The sequence below is a fragment of the Bartonella tribocorum CIP 105476 genome (assembly GCF_000196435.1).
Lineage (GTDB): Bacteria > Pseudomonadota > Alphaproteobacteria > Rhizobiales > Rhizobiaceae > Bartonella > Bartonella tribocorum.
Map to the genome: position 1 here is coordinate 772,850 of NC_010161.1, position 16,155 is coordinate 789,004.

Annotated in this window: 14 protein-coding genes; 5 read left to right on the forward strand and 9 right to left on the reverse strand. The window is 37.8% G+C overall.

Translation table 11 applies throughout. From position 1 onward, the window contains the following. Positions 1-58 precede the first annotated feature (58 nt). Complete coding sequence (locus BTR_RS03480; RefSeq protein ID WP_012231264.1) at positions 59-1,558, forward strand: helicase HerA domain-containing protein; 1,500 nt, start codon at positions 59-61, stop codon at positions 1,556-1,558. Here BTR_RS03480 and BTR_RS03485 read toward each other — a convergent pair. The 4 genes from BTR_RS03485 to lgt form a co-directional block, all read right to left on the reverse strand. Further along, complete coding sequence (locus BTR_RS03485; protein ID WP_012231265.1) at positions 1,555-2,487, reverse strand: ribose-phosphate pyrophosphokinase; 933 nt, start codon at positions 2,485-2,487, stop codon at positions 1,555-1,557. The genes BTR_RS03480 and BTR_RS03485 overlap by 4 nt on opposite strands. A 789-nt stretch (positions 2,488-3,276) precedes the next feature. Then, entirely contained in the window at positions 3,277-4,059 is a 783-nt protein-coding gene (gene pgeF / locus BTR_RS03490) for a peptidoglycan editing factor PgeF (RefSeq protein WP_012231266.1), read from the reverse strand. Between the two features lie 98 nt (positions 4,060-4,157). Then, positions 4,158-5,237: a class I SAM-dependent methyltransferase gene (locus BTR_RS03495; protein WP_012231267.1), complete on the reverse strand. Its 1,080-nt coding sequence runs from the start codon at positions 5,235-5,237 to the stop codon at positions 4,158-4,160. Then, on the reverse strand, positions 5,212-6,090 hold the full coding sequence (gene lgt, locus BTR_RS03500) for a prolipoprotein diacylglyceryl transferase (RefSeq protein ID WP_012231268.1): 879 nt from the start codon (positions 6,088-6,090) through the stop codon (positions 5,212-5,214). Before lgt ends, BTR_RS03495 begins: the two co-directional genes overlap by 26 nt. Positions 6,091-6,356: 266 nt before the next feature. Here lgt and BTR_RS03505 point away from each other — a divergent pair, with 266 nt between their 5' ends. Then, on the forward strand, positions 6,357-6,629 hold the full coding sequence (locus BTR_RS03505) for an accessory factor UbiK family protein (protein ID WP_012231269.1): 273 nt from the start codon (positions 6,357-6,359) through the stop codon (positions 6,627-6,629). A gap of 360 nt (positions 6,630-6,989) precedes the next feature. After that, positions 6,990-7,490, forward strand: coding sequence for a type III secretion system chaperone family protein (locus BTR_RS03515; RefSeq protein ID WP_012231270.1), 501 nt, complete (start codon positions 6,990-6,992; stop codon positions 7,488-7,490). Positions 7,491-7,536: 46 nt separating this feature from the next. Here BTR_RS03515 and BTR_RS03520 read toward each other — a convergent pair whose 3' ends face one another. Together BTR_RS03520 and BTR_RS03525 are read right to left on the reverse strand one after the other, a co-directional pair. Beyond that, the gene (locus BTR_RS03520) at positions 7,537-8,877 is read right to left on the reverse strand and encodes a sensor histidine kinase (RefSeq protein WP_012231271.1); all 1,341 of its coding nucleotides are present in this window, start codon (positions 8,875-8,877) and stop codon (positions 7,537-7,539) included. Positions 8,878-8,885: 8 nt separating this feature from the next. Next, the gene (locus BTR_RS03525) at positions 8,886-9,590 is read right to left on the reverse strand and encodes a response regulator (RefSeq protein WP_012231272.1); all 705 of its coding nucleotides are present in this window, start codon (positions 9,588-9,590) and stop codon (positions 8,886-8,888) included. A 136-nt stretch (positions 9,591-9,726) separates the two neighbouring features. On the opposite strand from BTR_RS03525, the gene BTR_RS03530 reads away from it, so the two are divergent. Beyond that, positions 9,727-10,377, forward strand: a complete 651-nt coding sequence (locus tag BTR_RS03530; protein ID WP_012231273.1) for an MBL fold metallo-hydrolase — start codon at positions 9,727-9,729, stop codon at positions 10,375-10,377. Between the two features lie 61 nt (positions 10,378-10,438). Here BTR_RS03530 and BTR_RS03535 read toward each other — a convergent pair whose 3' ends face one another. The 3 genes from BTR_RS03535 to BTR_RS03545 form a co-directional block, all read right to left on the reverse strand. Continuing rightward, positions 10,439-11,161 carry a BA14K family protein gene (locus tag BTR_RS03535; protein ID WP_012231274.1) on the reverse strand — a complete coding sequence of 241 codons (723 nt, stop codon included), beginning with the start codon at positions 11,159-11,161 and terminating at the stop codon, positions 10,439-10,441. 1,446 nt (positions 11,162-12,607) lie between these two features. Then, the gene (gene uvrB / locus BTR_RS03540) at positions 12,608-14,743 is read right to left on the reverse strand and encodes an excinuclease ABC subunit UvrB (RefSeq protein WP_012231275.1); all 2,136 of its coding nucleotides are present in this window, start codon (positions 14,741-14,743) and stop codon (positions 12,608-12,610) included. A gap of 292 nt (positions 14,744-15,035) precedes the next feature. Beyond that, positions 15,036-15,335 (reverse strand): SH3 domain-containing protein, encoded by a 300-nt coding sequence (locus tag BTR_RS03545; protein ID WP_012231276.1) that lies wholly within the window; start codon positions 15,333-15,335, stop codon positions 15,036-15,038. 334 nt (positions 15,336-15,669) lie between these two features. On the opposite strand from BTR_RS03545, the gene greA reads away from it, so the two are divergent. Next, positions 15,670-16,143 carry a transcription elongation factor GreA gene (gene greA / locus BTR_RS03550; RefSeq protein ID WP_005773808.1) on the forward strand — a complete coding sequence of 158 codons (474 nt, stop codon included), beginning with the start codon at positions 15,670-15,672 and terminating at the stop codon, positions 16,141-16,143. Positions 16,144-16,155 lie beyond the last annotated feature (12 nt).

Below are 16,155 nucleotides of genomic sequence, written 5' to 3' on the forward strand. Positions count from 1 at the left end.
CGGATAGAGAATCAACCGATAGGCGCTGATATATTTAAAATCAAACACTGGAGATGTTATGAAGGTTGAAATTGCCTTAGGTGAGGTATCAGAGAGTCGTGCTTTGCATAAATCGATGCCAGCACTTCTTGATTTGGAAGAGTTATTGGCGACGCGTCTTCTTGTGCAAGGTAATTCCGGTTCAGGGAAATCACATCTTTTGCGCCGTCTTTTAGAGCAAAGTGCTCAGTGGGTGCAGCACTGTGTGATTGACCCAGAAGGCGATTTTGTAACCTTGGCGGATAAATTTGGTCATGTGATTGTGGAGGCTCAACGCAGCGAATTAGAGTTGACGCGTATTGCCCATCGCATTCGGCAACATCGGGTTTCAGTGGTATTTAATCTTGAAGGATTGGACACCGAACAACAGATGCGTGCTGTGGGGGCTTTCCTTGGGGCATTGTTTGATGTGGAGCGTGATTATTGGTATCCTATGCTTGTGGTGGTTGATGAAGCACAATTGTTTGCTCCAACTGCGGCAGGAGAAGTTTCCGATGAAGCGCGTAAAATTTCTCTGAGCGCTATGACCAATCTTATGTGTCGAGGACGCAAACGTGGTCTTGCTGGTGTTATTGCGACACAACGTTTGGCTAAGCTTGCTAAAAATGTTGCTGCTGAAGCTTCAAACTTTTTAATAGGGCGGACTTTTTTAGATATTGATATGATGCGTGCGGCTGATCTTTTGGGAATGGAGCGTCGTCAAGCGGAAATGTTTAGAGATCTTGAGCGGGGACATTTTATCGCTTTAGGCCCTGCTTTATCACGACGTCCCTTACCAATTATCATTGGTTCGGTTGAAACTTTAGCACGCTCTTCTAGCCCTAAATTAATGCCCCTTCCAACAGAGCGAGATGATATACAAGAACTCGTTTTTACTCCTTCACCAGAGGAAATTTTAACGCCATTTAAACAAATACGAGAGCCAGTGAGAGAAAAATCAATGCACGAAATGTTAGAGGAGGTCGTGCATAAAAAACAAGAGGCGTTGGAAGAACCTCTAAGTTTATTTCCTGAACTTTCTGATGTTGAGCTTGATCGTCAAGCAGAACATGTTATTCGGGAAATTCTTCAGGACCCTGAGGCTTTTTATCGTTCAACAGCGGTGCTTTATCAAGATTTTTCAGTTCGTTGCCGTATTCATGGTATGTCACAGGTTCCTTTTAATCTTTCACAATTTCGGCGTAAATTGGCGATTGCTCAAGCTTTTGTCGACGAACAAACAGCTGTTAGTGAGCACTGGAAACATATTCTGCAGATATCAGAAAGTTTGGAAGATGATGTTCAAGGAGTCTTCTTGAATGTGGCACAGGCCGCATTGAGCGGGAAGCCATGCCCATCCGATGCATTTTTAGCCCGTCTTTATGGGACCCATTCTTTAAGCCGTGCACGCCGACTTTTAACCTACTTTGAAGAGCGCGGACTCATTGTTATTCATACGCACTTTAGTGGTCAACGCATTGTTGCATTTCCCAATCTGGGTGTCGAAACAGCACCCGGAGATCCCAAAGAACCACTTTAACCAAATAAGCTTGAGACAGATTGTTCTGCTGCTGTTCTAGCGATTGCTTCTCCAATGAGATCAGCAATGGGTAAAACACGAATATTATGAGCTTTCTCAATGGATTCTGTTGGCATAATTGAATCTGTAATAACCAATTCTTTCATTTCTGAATTGGTAATGCGTTCGATTGCAGTACCAGAAAGAACACCGTGCGTGATATAAGCTGTGACACTATTGGCACCATGTTTCAGGAGAGCACTGGCTGCATTGCATAAAGTTCCACCTGAATCAACAATATCATCCAGCAAAAGACAATCTTTTCCCGATACGTCTCCAATAATATTCATAACTTCTGATTCACCGGGACGTTCACGACGTTTATCTACAATAGCAAGCAAACTGTTTAAGCGCTTGGCAAGTGAGCGAGCGCGTACCACACCACCCACATCAGGTGAAACAACAATAACATTTTCAAGAGAATAATGCATTTTGACATCGCGAGCAATGACTGGAACAGCATAGAGATTATCCGTAGGGATGTCAAAAAAACCTTGAATCTGTCCGGCATGAAGGTCCAACGTTAAAACGCGATGAGCACCTGCTTCAGTAATCAGGTTGGCAACAAGTTTTGCAGAAATGGGAGTTCGTGGTCCAGGTTTCCTATCCTGGCGGGCGTAGCCAAAATAAGGTATTACGGCTGTAATACGACGTGCAGAAGAACGACGCAAGGCATCAATCATGATGAGCAATTCCATCAAATGATCATTTGCAGGATAAGATGTAGATTGCAAAACAAAAACATCTTGTCCCCGTACATTTTCATGCAATTCTACGAAAATTTCTTGATCAGCAAAGCGCTTTACAGTGGCCTTGCCTAAAGGTATGTTCAGATAATTTGTAACATCTTCAGCTAGGCGTGGATTAGAATTTCCGCAGAAAAGTTTCATAGTAGAACCTCTGAATAATCATGGTAGGAATGCGACACGGTTTTTAATTTCTTTTTATTAAATTGCAAGAAAACAATTACAAAAGCCTTACAATTTTATCGATAATTATTAAAGAGCTATGCGGTATGTTTTCTCTTTTTCCAAAATTTTTGTTTCTTTTAGAATTAATTCTTGAAATTGTTAAGAAAAAACAGAGGATGCGGTTTATTTGTACGGGGGAATTCTCTGATAGAGAGAGACTGATTCATTGTATCTGTTGTGATCATTAATAAGTAAGATCGCTTAAAGGGCTTTGTTACAAAATTTCAGTTAAATAGGTATGCTCTCTTATTTTTAAAATGAGATCGTCCACAATATGATGAATTTTATTTCACAATTTAAAGATATATATTTATGAACCTTTATATATTACTTGTTTTCATTGTAATGCGTGTCATGTTTTTTATTTTTTGGGATTTCTAAATGTTTTTTTTAATTGATGTGTCATTATTTGTAGAGAAAGTAAAAACAATAAAGATATTTCTAAATGATTAAATTTAGCTTTTTCTTCAATTGCTTGATTTAGAAAACAATTTCAATAATATTTTATATTTAAATAATTACGTGTTAAAGGTTATTATAAGCAAACATTGAAAAGAAGAATTCGTTTTATTTCTCATAGCTACAGTTTTCATGTTTTGTGAAGCCAATAAGAATTTTTATGAAAAAGGTCATACTAGAAAAAAGCTTACTTATGTTATTAGTATTATTTTATTGGCGGTTTTGATACTTTTGTGAGGTAAAAAATGTTTATTTCAACATAATAGCAGAAATTTGCCGCCCATAATCAGGTTCGTTGCGGTGTATTGCACGTCGATAAGAAAAGAAATTCTGTTCATTTTGATAGGTACAAAGCTCTACGCAAGAAGCATTAACACCGGCTTCTTTGAGTTGATTTGTAATAAATGCCCATAGATTAAAATGAAAGTGATTGACTTTTTCTGTTTTTAAAAAATATTTTTGAAACTCGCTATGACACTCAATAAATTGGTTGTAAAATTCACTTGTTACTTCGTAGTAGTGTGGCCCAATACAAGGTCCAAGGGCTGCTATTATTGCTTGTCTTTTGGCTCCTTGTTTTTCCATAACAGCAATTGTTTTCTCAATAATTCCATTTAAACTTCCGCGCCAGCCAGCATGCGTTGCGGCGATGACGCCAGCTTGAGGATCAGCAAACAGTATTGGGCCACAATCTGCTGTAAGAATCCCAATAACAAGTCCTGGTGTGGAGGTAACAAGAGCATCTGCTTTGGGGGGCTCGTCAATAAAAGCTTGATTTACTACGACAACGTTACAGGAGTGTATTTGATTGACCGTGACGAAATTTTGTACCTCAATAGAAAAATAATTAGCGATCAAAAGATGATTCTGTACAATATGTTCAGGTTGATCATTTGAACCTTTTCCGACATTAAGGTTGTGACAAAAATTTTTTGAAACACCAGCTTGACGTGTAAAAAATCCATGTTTTATCCCATGGATGTGTAAAGGGGAAAGATTTTTTGCGAGGATAGGATGATGGATAAGCTTCATAAAAGTTCCTTATGAGATTATTTGAAGTGGAAGAGATGTTTGTATTTGTTAATGAATATTTCGGATAATGATGTACTTATTGACAAAATTACTGATCATCAAAATTGGGGAGGTATGGGTATATTTTTATCACTGAAATGTAAAACTTTAAATAGTTTACCCATTTGATCTGGGCTAGCGAGCCGTTCGATATCTTGGCGGATTTTGTCTTGCAAGGAAGCACTTTTTCCCGCTCCGAGTTGTTGTGCACGTTCTAGCAGCCCCATTTTTAAAAGAAATTCTCCTTGCTCGAAGATTTCAGCAAAACAGCCTTGTTCAAGGGCTATATTTTTTAAAAAAGAAAAATCAACATGGGATGTTAAATCATGTTCACCAGGGGCATCAAAAACATCACGAAATCTATGTTTTGAGAGTGCTTGCAAAGTATCACCAAAGGCAAGATCACGAGCCCCATAATCGATAAGCAAAGCAGAACCTGTTACTTGTACTAAATGGTTGCTGATTTGTTGCATAAATTGATGTCGCAAGGGGGCATGTTCGAAAATTGTTCCGTCGGGGACTTTAGAACAATAGGTTTGTAGACAAGAAGAGGGAAGCTTATGCGGGGCAGCAATAAAGATGAAATCTCCATCTTGATTGATTGTAATACAGCGTTCTTTCCATTCCCCATTGACTTTAATATATTGGTTGATGGGGAGTGTATCGAGGAATTCATTACCAATGAGGAAGAGAGGTTTTGGAGGAATTTGATTAAGATTTTCAATGCTATGGATTTTTTTTTGATAAGAGAAAAGACGCTGTTTTTGTTCTTTTGCGAGTTTTTTACTTATTTCAATCAGAAAAATTTCAGCAGCATTAAATGCTATTGCAGAAAGTTTTTGGATGGTTCGCAAAATGTCATCCATCAAAGTTCCACGTCCTGGACCTATCTCAGCGAGAATAAAAGGATGAGGACAGCCTTGCGCTTTCCAGCTCGCAAGGGCCCAAATGCCAATCATCTCTCCAAATAATTGGCTTATTTCAGGCGCTGTAATGAAATCACCAGTGCGCCCAAAAGGTCTTTGTGTTTGATAATAACCAAATTGATGATCTGTGAGCGCCAATGTCATATATTCACTGACAGTAATGGGACCATGAGATGCGATAATTTCTTTAATTTTTTCTTTGAGGGGTGTCATTTTCGGTAGATTTGTCTTTAAATGCTTGAAGGAGGAGATAAAACCCTAAAAGAAGCATGGGAAGAGATAAAGCCATGCCATAAGTAAAGCCTGTAGAATGGAAAAGGGTCGAAAACCATTCTGGATCTTCTTGAGGAGCACGGTAAACTTCTGAAATACTGCGTGCGATTGCATAACCTATAATAAATATTCCTGACACAGTTCCACGGCGTTTGAATGCTTTGAAGGTAAAAATAACAATGAAGAGAATCATGAAGAGAATAAATCCTTCCATGAATGCTTCGTAAAGTTGGCTTGGATGGCGCGGTAAATAGTAAGGATCTAGAGGAAAACAAACTGCCCAAGGTTGTGTGGTAGCGTTGCCCCATAATTCTTGGTTGATGAAATTGCAGATTCGTACAATGCCGATACCGATAGGAGCTCCGGCAGCAATGATGTCAAACATAGATCGTATGTTGATGTTATTTTTACGAGCGAACAAAATCATTGCAATGATAATGCCAATGAGACCACCATGAAAGGACATTCCCCCATCCCATACGGCAATGATAGAACTTGGATGACTAAAGTAATAAAGAGGATCCCATACAAGAACTTGTCCTAAACGCCCTCCGACAACAACACTGATTGCAGACCAGACAACAAAATCTCCGATCTTCTCTTTAGTCATAGGAGGGTGGTTTTTATGCCATAGAGATGGTTTTTTTAATAATTTTTGCGCATACCACCAAGCAAAAAGAATACCCACAACGTAACCAAGTCCATACCAATGAAGTGTTATGGGGCCTAGTTGGATAATGACAGGGTCAAGAAAAGACGGAAAAGCAATGGCTGGACAGACAAGATTGTTCATGAATTAAGCACTTTACATTATATGGGATGGATATGAAGTGACTCTTATGATCAGAAATGACAGATGAATGCGTAACGGTCAAGTCAGGAAGAAAACAACTCAAAAAGGGGAATAGATTTCCACTAGTTTATTACGGTAAAAAATTATCATGAAAAATTGGTACAATAGGACAAAAATAGGGTAAAAGGAACAAATTACAGTATCTAAATGTTATGAGAATACGCTATAATGTGTGCGTCAATAATTAAAATTTAAGGAAAAATGTTATGCGTAATGGATCAAACCGTATTCTTGATGAATTAGCAAAATTAGCAACAGATGCCGCTGACGTCGCGCAAGGTGTACGACGTGAAGCTGGAACAGCTTTTCGTGTGCAGGCTGAAAAGATAGCCAACAAACTTGATCTCGTTTCACGCGAAGAATTTGAGACCTTTAAGGAGATGGTGCTGAAGGTTCATGCTGATAATGCTGATTTAAAAAGGCGTCTTGATGATCTAGAAAAAGATAATTTGGAAAAAAGCAGACACAAAAAAAAATAAAATAGTTTCTCTAAAAAAATATCCCCAATTTTTCAATATGATGCGTGAAACTAAAAAATGCTTAATCTTGCGTCTGTTAGAGCGGAGCATTTGTTTATTTTTAATTTTTTTGGGGGTAAAATGCATTTTTTTGAATCAGGGGGGCTGGCGCTATGGAATTGTATCAATACACTGAAAAGACTTGATGATTCGTTTTATGATAATCAGGTTACCCTAGAGAGTGCGATAGTGTTCTGGGGGGGGGTAGTATCAATGTTTTAATGTGTATTTGTTTGGTGTAAAGGTTTTGATTGTAACAAAATATTGTTACAATTTAAGTGGTTTGTATTCTGTTGACAATGTAGATGATTGAGGATTGTGATGAGGCTTGCATTTTGCGCCACAGAAAGAAAAGAGCATCCTGTTGACTTTATCGAACAGATGGCTTGTGAATATGATTGGTCGTTTGAGCGGAATGCACAAGATGAAATTAGTGTTTGTGTGGAAGGAAAACGGGCAAATTATCATCTTGCTTTTTCATGGATGGAAGAGCAGGAAGCACTTCATTTGGCTTGTTCATTTGATCTTTCTATTGAAAATGCTCGAACAGCCGAAATACAACGCTTATTGCTAGCGATTAATGAAAAATTATTGTTGGGACATTTTGATTACTGGCAAAGAAATAATTCGGTTATTTATCGGCAAGGTCTTCTTTTAGCTGGTGGTGTGCACCCATCCCATATACAGGTTGAAACATTGTTGATACACGCCCTTAAAGCCTGTGAAAGCCATTATGTTGCCTTTCAGATGGTGGCTTTATCGGGAGAAAGCGCTTACAAGGCACTGCAATACACTTTGTTTGAAACTGTAGGGAATGCCTAAAATATCAAGCCTGGTATTTTTTACAGATGGTTTGCTGAAAGATTGCTTATAGGGGGATATCAAGAATAGCGCGTAATCCCCCCAGAGGGCTCTCATCGAGTTGTATGTTTCCACCATGGCTGCGTGCTATGTCTTGAGCAATAGAAAGACCAAGTCCTGTTCCACTTGCATCTTGATTTCGTGCTTTATCAATTCTGAAAAAAGGTTTAAAAACTTCTGTGCGCATATTTTTATGAATTCCAGGTCCATCATCGTCGATGATCAATATAAAAGATTCTTGTTGAGAGTTGGCTGTTAGTATAACCGTTGTGCCGTAACAAAATGCATTTGAGACAAGATTGCTAACCAAGCGGGTGAAAGCACGGGGGCGTACTTGTATTTGTGTAGCGCCTTCAATGGTATAAGAAAATTGACGTTTGTGAAGATGAGCATCAGTGGAAAATTTTTGCATAAGAGTATTTAAATCAAAGGTCTTGACACTTTCATTTCCTTTACCACGGGCAAAAGCAAGATAATCTTCTAACATATTTTGCATATCATTGACATCTTGCTCAAGCGGTTTAATATCAAAGTCAGTATTTGCTAGTGCGAGCTGAAGTTTAAAACGTGTAAGAATAGTTCTTAAGTCATGGCTTACGCCTGAGAGCATCATAGTGCGTTGTTCTATTTGGCGTTCAATGCGTTCGCGCATGCGTAAAAAAGCAATGCCAGCGCGACGAACTTCATCGGCTCCTTGCGGTTGAAATCCTTTTGGTAAGGGACGCCCTCGTCCAAAACTTTCAGCTGCTTCAGCGAGTTGTTGAATTGGTTTTATTTGGTTGCGCAAGAAATAAATTGCTATCAGCAATAAAACAAGAGCCGTTCCTACCATCCAGCTTAAAAAAATAGCAGTGTTGGAAGCATAGGCTTGGCTGCGTGGCGCAAAGACACGCAAGATATTGTGACCAAGATGAATACGGATTTCAACAAGATCAGAATCTCCTACGGTATCAATCCAGAAGGGACGGTTAATTTGGCGGGTGATTTCTTCACTGAGAAAATAATCAAGAATTGCAAAAAATGGCTTAGGTCCTGGAGGGGGTAAGGGGGCAGGAGAGAGAATAGAAATATTTAATCCCATACGTTGTTGTGCAATACGCTTGATATCTTCATAGTTATCTTGCTGCGGATACATTTCAATAATATCAATAATGGCTGAAATATCATGCACGACAGCCGTTGAAAGACGCTCAGTTACCATTTGCCAATGACGTTCCATAAAGACGTAAGCAATGACTGTTTGCAGAAGCACCATGGGAGCAATAATAATGATCAAAGAGCGGGCATAAAGCCGTTTAGGCATCTTTTTCGTTAACCATCGAAAAAAAAATCTTAAAGGTTTGATCATTCTTGTGCCTATTCAATTGAGAGTTTATACCCTATTCCTCGTACGGTTTGGAGCCATATAGGCAGAGCCGGATTTCTTTCGATTTTACGACGAAGGCGGTTGATTTGTACATCAATAGCACGTTCACCGATCGTGTTGTCATCCATTGCAAATTGATGACGCGGAATAATGTTTCCTGCATTTTCTGCAAAAATAATCATCATTTTTTGTTCTTTATCGGTTAATTTAATAATTTCTCCTCCCCTTTTGAGTTCGCGCCGTGAAATTGAAAATATATAAGGACCAAAAACGATTTGCTCAATTTTGGGTTGGCTAAGGGGAAAACCGCGTCGCAAAATGGCGTTGATACGAAGGAGAAGTTCACGAGGGTCAAATGGCTTAGCCAAATAATCATCTGCGCCTGCTTCTAATCCACGGATACGATTGTCCGTTTCGGATAAAGCTGTCAGCATAAGGATAGGAACATCTTTTGTTTGGCGGAGTGAATAGGTAAGGCTAATACCGTTTTCACCAGGCATCATGACATCAACAATAAGAAGATCAAAATCTAAACTTGCCAATAGTTTTCTTGCCTCATTGGCATTGGCTGAAACTGAAACACGAAATCCATTTTTAATGAGAAACTGCAATAAAAGATTGCGAATACGTGTATCATCATCAATCACAAGAAGGTGGGGTGCATCGTCACACAAAACTTGAACGTGATTGGTCATTCTTCAAAACCTTTAAACGACGTTTTCAAAAGATTTAACTTTACATAAGTTGCATAAAGCTGTCGAGCAGGCTATCCTATAGAATGAAGGAAATGTTTCTTGTAAGCTTAAAAAGATTTATTTTAAAAAGGATTTCATGAGTCATTTTAGTACCCACATTATTCCCGTTACGCCTTTTCAGCAAAATTGCACCCTGCTTTTTGATACAGAACAAAAAGGAGGGGTTCTAGTGGATCCTGGTGGAGATTGGCGTCGAATTCAAGAGGTTATTGAAAAGAAAGGTATTACGGTTGAAGCGATTTGGATAACGCATGGTCACTTTGATCATGTGGGAGCAGCAATGCAAGCAAAAGAGGACCTTGGCGTTAAAATTATCGGTTCGCATTGCGATGACAGACCTGTAATGGATGCTGTGGTTGAGAGTGCAAGAAGCTATGGTATCACGGATGCATCTGTTTGTATTCCTGATCAATGGTTAGAAGATGGCGATAGTGTTCATTTTTCTGACCACGTGTTTAGGGTTTTTCATACACCAGGGCATTCTCCTGGTCATGTTATTTATTTTAATGAAAAAGAACGTTTTGCTTTATTGGGTGATGTTCTCTTTCGTGGTTCTATTGGACGTACAGACTTTCCTTTTTGTTCGCATGAAAAATTGATGAGATCACTTCGAGAAAAAATTTTACCTTTAGGGGATGACGTTCGTTTCATTTGTGGGCATGGTCCTGGAAGTTATCTAGGCTATGAGCGTCAGTGGAATCCTTTTCTTCAAGAGCTCAATACATAACCCCATAACACTTTAAAGCGTTTTGGGGTCACTCAAAATTTTCTGAACCAAAGCAAAAATATTAGTTCAATGGAGCATAACAAAAGTGGTCTTGTCCATCATAGCCTCGAAAAGTACCTGTTTGGGGGTTAAATGAACGGTATTTTTTCTTGCAATATTGAAGCCAGCCACGCGTCCATGGTTGCTGGAGTGGTTGGTATGTAGCTGTTGACTGGGATTCATAAATGATTTGGGTTTGAGGAACTTGTTGATACACCACTTGCGGAACCTCTTGATATACGACTTGCCTTTGGGGCATGGGTTGGTAGATAATTTGTGGCTGTTCTGTTTTTTTCAAAACATTGCCAAGAACTGCTCCGGCCGCGAGACCAAGAATACCTGCTGCTAAAGCATCTCCTGAGTTATTACGCGTTACATGATGCTGATGTATATGATGATGTGTTGTTTTTTTGCGCTCTACATAATGATATGTTTTGCGTTCAACATGATGACGATGATGTTCTCGCCTTTTATGGTCAACATGGCGGTGAGGATGAGAATGAGAGGAATGATGTCTTTCAACAGTAGAACGGCTGTTAGAACTATAAGAAGGGAAATGCGCATTCATTCCTTTTCTCATATCTTCTATTTGCTTATTCATACCGTTTCTCATATCATTTATTTGCTTCTCAATAGGATGTTCACTATTCATCCATTGGCTATTTGCAAGCGCTGTACCTATTGGCACCAAAATGGTTGCTGCTGATATCGCTGATAATACCGCTAGTTTAGTAGATTTTTTCATAGCGACACTCCTTAACTTAAATTCACATTTTTTCACATCATATACGTGACAAACTGAATATAATCTGAATGACTTTTGGCTTTATTTTGACAAAACGAATAAAGAGCTATTTGGTTGACAAAAAATGATAAAATAAACGAGGAATAAAGATCTTTTTTCATAAAAAAACACTCTATTTATGTTAACTGACAAAAATTATATCTATAAAGTCTCATTTTCTACAAAAATAACAAAACTTTTTATTGAAGAGATAATTCTTGCATCATACGATTCCATATAACTTAAAAAAACAAAAATATGAATCAAAGATATTACCTCTATTATCATAGAGTTATAATTTTATGATAAGAAAATATTTTATATTTTAAAGTGCATAGATCATTCTTCATTTTTCGATAAGTTAAGTTTTTTCTGTAGATTTGGAAGAAAAATCAGTGAGCAAGATGTTTTTCTTCAAGAGATTTACAATTTGCTTACCAAAAAAGCAAAGGGTTATCATAAAGATTTTTATAATTAAGTTTCCGTATTTATTTGACTGGTATATTATTTATATGTTTTCGAGAACTTTGTATTGATTTTCATTAACAGAGAGCTGGTAGAAAAAGAGGTGCTTTGTAGAGAAAATTTAAGAATCTTGTTGTTTATTTTTATGGATGCATCCCTCAACTTTTAAAATGTATTAAACGAGCATATTTTTTTGATTAATAAAAATGGTACCATATGAAGGCGTAAAAATAAAAATATATTTTCCATCTTGAGTATTCTTTTAAATTTGACTTTACACTTTTCAAAAGTATTCACTGTATTTAGAAGAAAATATTATGTATTTCTTTAGGTTATTTTTATAGTTTAACTTAAAAGACATGATTTTTATTTAAAATAAAACGCTATTATACTTTGCATGCACTTATTAAAAAATATTTCGTGTTTTTTTCAAGGAAACTTCAGTGTATTGCTCGTAAATGATATGCTGCATCATCTTTACACTTATAAAAGTACAAGGGGGTTGTATATCTATGATCTCTTTATTTTGTGATAGGTTTTGACATTGAGATAGTTCAAGAGAGATGAGAATCTTTTTAAAATGAGTTTTATTTAAAAGAACGTTATTTTTATCAGGTGCAAGTCGAATGTTTTTTGGTTTTTATGCAATATAAAAAACGATAAATATATTTATTACATCAAATCTTATGGTCATAAAAACATTTTCTTTAATTTTTTATTCCTTATTGGGAATTTAGAAATGTTTTTAGAAAATCTTATCGCTTTTTAGTATAATATATTTAATAAGAAAAAATTGTTTAAAAAGATTTATATTTGAAGTTTTTCAAGTATTTTTTCTTTTTTTGGTTTTTCAAAACGTTAGTGTCTATGGTTGAATCTTCGTGAGCAAGATTTGTACCCCTTATAAGAGTTAATGGGAGCATGAGTGGGGTGTTTTCTGTACTATTTTAAAGGCTCATCCGCGATTTCTAGTTCTATTTTCTGGAGTTGTTTTATTTCATCACGAAGTCGAGCTGCTTCTTCAAAATTAAGATCTGCTGCTGCTTTACGCATTGATTTTTCCAGTGATTGAATATGGCTTGCTAAATTGTTGTGATCCATATTATTTTGCGTGATAAAATTAGAAATCCTTGTAAGAGTTTTTTGGTTTTCATTGCCTGCATTGAGAATATCGTCGATATTTTTTTTGATACTGGTTGGTGTGATATGGTGCTCTTTATTATAGGTTATCTGTTTTTGTCGACGTCTTTGTGTTTCTTGTAAAGCACGTTCTATAGAGCCCGTAATTGTATCGGCATAAAGAATAACCCGACCATCTACGTTGCGTGCGGCGCGTCCGATGGTTTGTATGAGCGAAGTTTCTGAGCGCAAAAAACCCTCTTTATCGGCATCGAGTATGGCAACAAAACCACATTCTGGAATATCTAAACCTTCTCGAAGAAGGTTGATTCCAATGAGAACATCAAAGGTACCAAGCCTCAAATCGCGAAGAATTTCAATACGCTCTAATGTATCAATGTCGGAATGCATATAGCGGACGCGAATACCTTGTTCGTGGAGATATTCCGTTAAATCTTCGGCCATGCGCTTGGTGAGGACAGTGACCAATGTACGGTAGCCTTTTTGAATTGTGTTACGGATTTCATTGACAACATCATCAACTTGAGTGCGTGCTGGACGAATTTCTGTTTCTGGATCAACAAGCCCTGTTGGACGAATGATTTGTTCAGCAAAAATACCATGGGATTGTTCTATTTCCCAACGTCCTGGTGTTGCGGAGACGGCAATTGTTTGTGGGCGCATAGCGTCCCATTCTTCAAAGCGCAAAGGACGGTTATCCATACAGGAAGGAAGGCGAAAACCATATTCTGCGAGAGTGGCTTTTCTGCGAAAGTCACCGCGATACATGCCACCAATTTGGGGAATCGTTACATGGCTTTCATCGATAAAAACAAGAGCATTGAGTGGAATATATTCGAATAAGGTTGGTGGTGGTTCACCAGGATTTCGTCCAGTTAAATAACGTGAATAATTTTCAATTCCCGGACATGAACCCGTTGTTTCTAACATTTCTAAATCAAAAATTGTACGTTGTTCTAAGCGTTGTGCCTCTAAAAGCCGTCCAGCAGCATTCAATTCATCAAGACGTTGAGCCAGTTCCATTTTGATGGCTTTCATGGCTTGATTTAAGGTTGGACGCGGTATTACATAGTGTGAATTGGCATAAATTTTAATAGATTGAAGGTCCTCTGTTTTTTGTCCTGTGAGAGGATCAAATTCCGTAATTGTTTCTACTTCATCGCCAAAGAGCGAGATACGCCATGCTCGATCCTCAAGGTGGACTGGAAAAATTTCAATTGTGTCTCCTCGCACACGAAAGGAACCACGAGTGAAATTGATATCTTGTCGATAATACTGTTGAGAGACTAAATCAGCCAAGAGTTTTCGTTGATTGAGTTTGTCCCCTTTTTCTATTTGGAAGGTCATGGCTGTGTAGGTTTCTACCGAGCCAATCCCATAGATACAGGAGACAGATGCAACAATAATAACGTCATCACGCTCTAAGACGGCGCGTGTTGCAGCATGGCGCATCCGGTCGATTTGTTCATTAATAGAGGATTCTTTTTCAATATAAGTGTCAGAGCGTGCAACATAGGCTTCTGGTTGATAATAGTCATAATAAGAAACAAAATATTCGACAGCATTGTGAGGAAAAAAGCTTTTAAATTCCCCATAAAGCTGTGCCGCTAAAGTTTTATTGGGAGCTAAGATGAGAGCTGGACGTTGTGTTTGTTCAATGACTTTCGCCATCGTATAGGTTTTTCCCGAGCCAGTAACCCCTAAAAGCACTTGTGTGCGTTCATCTTTTTCAATTCCCTCAACCAGAGTTTTAATGGCTTGAGGCTGATCTCCTGCCGCTTTAAAGGATGTCTCGAGTTGAAACGGAATACCACCTTCAGATTTTTCAGGGGGAATAGGGCGGTGAGGTGTCCATAATGCACCATTCTTAAAAAGAGGATTACCTGAAGCAATGAGGGCAGAAAGAGCTTCTACGGTTGCAGTAACACCATTTTTCATTGTTGTATCCTTTGATAGAAAAGTGCTCGTAATTTTAAAGGGAATACGAATTTTTACAACTTCATTACGATAACAGCAAAACGTTATTGAACAAGTTTATTTTGGTTGACTGAAGCTTTCGTTAGGATATTGATCAAGTTTTTTCTATGAGATGAATTCTTCGAAATATTTCTTTGTAAAAGACATGTTTGTGGTTGTTCATGGACATTATTTATATTTTTGCCATGATGATGTTCAAGAGGGGGCATTATGACTGTTATGAATTATATGTGGTATGTTTGGGAGCCAAAGACTATGATTTAGGAATTAAAGACATTGTGTATGTGTGATAAAGATCACTTCCATCTTTAAACGAAAGATAACGAGAGGAAACCCAGCCTATTTGAGCGTTATACCGGATATGACACCAATTTCCTTCACAATTTTTAACAAAAACCAATTCTCCAGCAGAAATTAAGCCACAAACTGTATACTGAGTGCTGGGGCCTGTTCTAAAATTAAGATCTGCTGTCACAAAGGCTTCTGCTGCCTTGGATATTGTTGTGGTTAAAAAGCAAAGGCCCAACATAAAAAAAATGACGAAAACTTTCATTTTTCTGCAAAGAAATCCTTTAAAAATTATCCTTCTTTCTTCGTATCCTATGTGATCTCTTTTGCGAGACTATGATAAAATAAACAAAATTACAATTCTTTCTTCTTTGTGAGACTTTAAGGAGGAGAGTAAAGTTTAACGTTTTAAACACCAAAATGAGATGTTTTAAGCACTATTCGTGCATGTTTTGTTCCCTTTATTTATTTTTATATGGAAAACAGGGATACTGTACTATATAATGAAAAAGATCGTAGTTTTCGGATTCCAAAAGTAATTTTGGAAGCCGTTTTTTGTATTTTTATTAAACCTTCCGTGTAATAGAAAGGGACGGATTATGGAAAAAGTTCCGATGACTACAGCTGGTTTTGAAAGTCTTAAAGAAGAGTTGCGTTGGCGTCAACAACAAGAACGTCCACGAATTATTGAAGCAATTTCTGAGGCGCGTGCCCATGGTGATTTGTCAGAAAATGCCGAGTATCATGCTGCTAAAGAAGCACAGAGTCATAATGAGGGGCGTATAAATGAGCTTGAAGATTATATCGCGCGGGCAGAAGTTATAGATGTCTCTCGTCTTTCAGGCGACAAAATCAAATTTGGAGCGACCATTAAACTCTTGGATGAGGATACTGAAGAAAAAAAAGTGTATCAGATTGTAGGGGATCAAGAAGCTGATGTAAAGATTGGTAAAATCTCTATTTCTTCACCGATTGCACGTGCACTCATTGGCAAGCAAGAGGGTGATGTGATTGAAGTGAATGCGCCTGGTGGTGCGCATAATTACGAAATCATTAAGGTTCAATACATCTAAATATCTAAAGTG